At 65.5% G+C, this 3,640-nt stretch carries 3 protein-coding genes; 2 read left to right on the forward strand and 1 reads right to left on the reverse strand.

Annotation, left to right across the window (positions count from 1 at the left end; translation table 11 throughout):
* Nucleotides 1–164: 164 nt before the first annotated feature.
* Entirely contained in the window at nucleotides 165–1,595 is a 1,431-nt protein-coding gene (gene purB, locus AC5RW2_RS41355) for an adenylosuccinate lyase (protein WP_494031484.1), read from the forward strand.
* A gap of 26 nt (nucleotides 1,596–1,621) precedes the next feature.
* On the opposite strand, the gene AC5RW2_RS41360 is transcribed toward purB, so the two are convergent.
* On the reverse strand, nucleotides 1,622–2,644 hold the full coding sequence (locus tag AC5RW2_RS41360; protein WP_494031483.1) for a zinc-dependent alcohol dehydrogenase family protein: 1,023 nt from the start codon (nucleotides 2,642–2,644) through the stop codon (nucleotides 1,622–1,624).
* A 171-nt stretch (nucleotides 2,645–2,815) separates the two neighbouring features.
* On the opposite strand from AC5RW2_RS41360, the gene AC5RW2_RS41365 reads away from it, so the two are divergent.
* On the forward strand, nucleotides 2,816–3,640 hold an 825-nt coding region (locus AC5RW2_RS41365; protein WP_494075314.1), incomplete at its 3' end, for a helix-turn-helix transcriptional regulator.

Genomic DNA, 3,640 nt, shown 5'->3' on the forward strand with positions numbered 1-3,640 from the left:
CATCCGTGTCCATCGACGGTAGACCGCGGCCGGGAGGCGGCTGAAGGCGACCTGCGTGCTTTGTGGACTGCCGCCGTCGTACTTGGCGGTGTGCAGGAGTAGATAGGGAACTTTAGAGGGAGTCGGTAGGGAACATCGCGGAACAATGGGGAACAATGGGGAACATGGCTGATTCCGCACACCTGCTTTCCGATGGGCGCACCGCGCTGACCTCCGTTTCCCCCGCAATCGCCCTCGGGCCACTCGACGGCCGCTATCATTCGGCGGTGGCGCCGCTGGTGGACTACCTATCCGAGGCGGCACTGAACCGCGACCGCACGCATGTGGAAGTGGAGTGGCTGATCCACCTCGCCGACCACTCCGTCCTGCCGGGCACAGCACCGCTCAGCAAGGGGCAGAAGCAGAAACTGCGGGACATCGTCAAGCACTTCGACGGCAACGCCGTCCATGAACTGGCGGAGATCGAGAAGGTCACCGTCCACGATGTGAAGGCCGTGGAGTACTACATCGGCCGGCGGCTGGCGGATATCGGTATTGCGAACCTGACCGCCATGGTGCACTTCGGCTGCACCAGCGAGGACATCAACAACCTCTCCTACGCGCTCGGCGTCAAGGGCGCGGTGGAGCACGTCTGGCTACCCGCCGCCCGACACCTGGTGGCGGACATTGTCAAGCTCGCTGAATCCACGCGTGAGGTACCGATGCTCTCCCGCACCCACGGGCAGCCGGCTACCCCCACCACGCTGGGCAAGGAGCTGGCCGTCGTCGCGCACCGGCTGGAGCGCCAGCTTTCCCGGATCGCGAAGACCGAATACCTGGGCAAGATCAACGGCGCCACCGGCACCTACGCGGCGCACTACGCCTCGGTTCCCTCCGCCGACTGGCAGGCCGTATCGAAGAGCTTCGTGGAGGGGCTGGGGCTGACCTGGAACCCGCTGACCACGCAGATCGAATCCCACGACTGGCAGGCGGAGCTGTACGCGGACGTGGCCCGGTTCAACCGCATCCTGCACAACTTCTGCACGGACGTGTGGAGCTACATTTCGATCGGCTACTTCCGGCAGATCCCGGTGGCTGGCGCCACCGGATCCTCCACCATGCCGCACAAGGTCAACCCGATCCGCTTCGAGAACGCCGAGGCGAACCTGGAGATCTCCTGCTCGCTGCTGGATACGCTGGCCGCGACCCTGGTGACCTCCCGCTGGCAGCGCGACCTTACCGACTCCTCTTCGCAGCGCAACATCGGCGTCGCCTTCGGCCACTCCCTGCTGGCGATCTCCAATGTCACCCGCGGCCTGGCCAACCTGGACGTCGCGGAGGATGTGCTCGCCCAGGACCTGGACACCAACTGGGAGGTGCTGGGCGAGGCCATCCAGATGGTCATGCGCGCCGAAGCCATCGCCGGAACGCCGGGCATGGAGAATCCGTATGAGCGGCTCAAGGACCTGACCCGCGGCCACCGCGTGGATGCAGCCCGGATGAAGGAGTTCGTCTCCGGCCTGGGCCTGTCCGCGGAGGCCGAGCAGCGTCTGCTGGAGCTGACCCCGGCGACCTACACGGGCATCGCGGCGCAGCTGGTGGACCACTTGAAATAAGACGCTCCCTCGTGCGGCAGCAGGCATCACGGACGCAGCAGGACCTTTACGGCGCGGCGCTCGTCCATCGCCTTGTAACCCTCGGGAGCCTGTTCAAGCGGCAATTCGAGATCGAAGACCTTGCCCGGGTTGATCTTGCGGTCCAGGATCAGCTGGATCAGATCCGGCAGGAACCGGCGCACGGGAGCGGGACCACCGAGGGTGTGGATGCAGGCAAAGAACAGCTCGATGCCCGGGATCGTCACATCGTAGTTGACCCCGACGTATCCGAGATGTCCTCCGCCACGCGTGGCGCCCACAGCCTGCATGAACGATTCCTGGGTGCCGACGGCCTCGACGACCGAGTGAGCGCCGAGTCCGTTGGTGAGTTCCTTGATCTTCGCAACGCCTTCCTCGCCGCGCTCTTCCACGATGTCGGTGGCGCCGTAGTAGCGGGCCAGCTCCTGCCTGTCCTTGTGACGGGACATGGCGATGATCCGTTCGGCTCCCATCTGCTTCGACGCGAGGACGGCCATCAGGCCGACCGCTCCATCGCCGACGACGGCGACGGTCTTGCCGGGACCGGCCTGTGCGGCAGTGGCGGCGAACCAGCCGGTGCCGAGCACGTCGGAGGCGGCCAGCAATGACGGGATGAGATCCTCATCCGGCTGACCGGGCGTGGGAACGAGGGTGCCGTCCGCGTACGGGATGCGGGCCTTCTCCGCCTGGGTGCCGATCGTCTGCGACACGAACTCAGCGTGCACGCACTTGGACTGGAATCCGGCCTGGCAGATTTCGCAGGTGTTGTCCGAGATCACGAACGAGCCGACGACGAAGTCGCCGACCTTGACGTTCTTCACGTCCGCGCCGGTCTCCTCAACGACGCCGACGTACTCGTGCCCCATCACCTGGTGGTCGGCCGGTTCGATACCCCGGTAGGGCCACAGATCGGATCCGCAGATGCAGGTCGCTGTCAGCCGGATGATCGCGTCCGTGGGCTCGATGAGCTTCGGGTCTTCACGTTCCTCGACGCGCACGTCGCCAGCGGTGTGCATAACTACTCCACGCATGGGTGCTCCTGTTCATGTAGGGAAGTCCGGAACCGAGTCGGGCCCGGGATCGGGAGGCTTTGCCTATGGTCATGCACCATTCAACCGGGCTTTTCACCCGTGCGGGAGGTCGAGTTTATGGGGGTACACGTACAACCTCCCTTCCTCGACAGGAACTCCTACCATGGAGATGTGGACAACCGCTCCGATATCCGTGACTTCCTGGTCACCCGACGTGCCCGGCTGACTCCGGAGCAGGTTGGGCTGCCCGCCGGCGGCGGGCGCCGACGGGTGGCCGGGCTGCGCCGTGAAGAGGTCGCCGTGCTGGCCGGGGTGAGTACTGAGTGGTACACCCGGCTGGAGAAGGGACACATCAGCGGCGTCTCCGAAGACGTCCTGGAGGCAGTGGCGAAAGCGCTGCATCTGGATGAGGAGGAGCGCACCTACCTGTTCGCCCTGGCTCGATCCGCCCGCCCAGCCGCCCGCCCAGCCGCCCGCTCGCCGCGTCGCCGCAGGGCACCTGATATCCCGCCCAGCGTGCAGTGGCTGCTGGACTCGATGACACTGTCGGCGGCATTCGTGAACAACGGCCGGCTGGAGATAGTCGCAGCCAACTCGCTGGGCCGGGCCATGTACTCGGGCATGTTCACCGGCGTTTCCGTCTCTGATACCGGTCAGGCCAGCTTCGCCAGGTACAACTTCCTCGACCCGGCCTCTCACGACTTTTACGCCGACTGGGACGCTGCCGCTGACTCCACCGCCGCGCTGCTGCGCGCCGAAGCAGGCCGGCACCCCCACGACAAAGTGCTGCGTGATCTGATCGGCGAACTGTCTACCCTCAGCCCGGAGTTCAGCACGCGCTGGGCTCAGCACAACGTCCGTTTGCACCACGGTGGGGTCAAACGGTTCCACCACCCCGACGTCGGCGCGCTGGAACTCACCTACTACTCCTTGCAGCTGCCCACGTCCTTCCAGACGGTTCACACTCTGACGGCTTACACCGCCGAACCAGGCAGC

This window comes from Arthrobacter sp. B0316-1-20, from assembly GCF_059091865.1.

Excerpts from the sequence above, each read along its gene's own strand:
- purB (WP_494031484.1), top strand. The coding sequence starts at position 165 with ATGGCTGATTCCGCACACCTGCTTTCCGATGGGCGCACCGCGCTGACC.
- AC5RW2_RS41360 (WP_494031483.1), bottom strand. The coding sequence starts at position 2,644 with ATGCGTGGAGTAGTTATGCACACCGCTGGCGACGTGCGCGTCGAGGAA.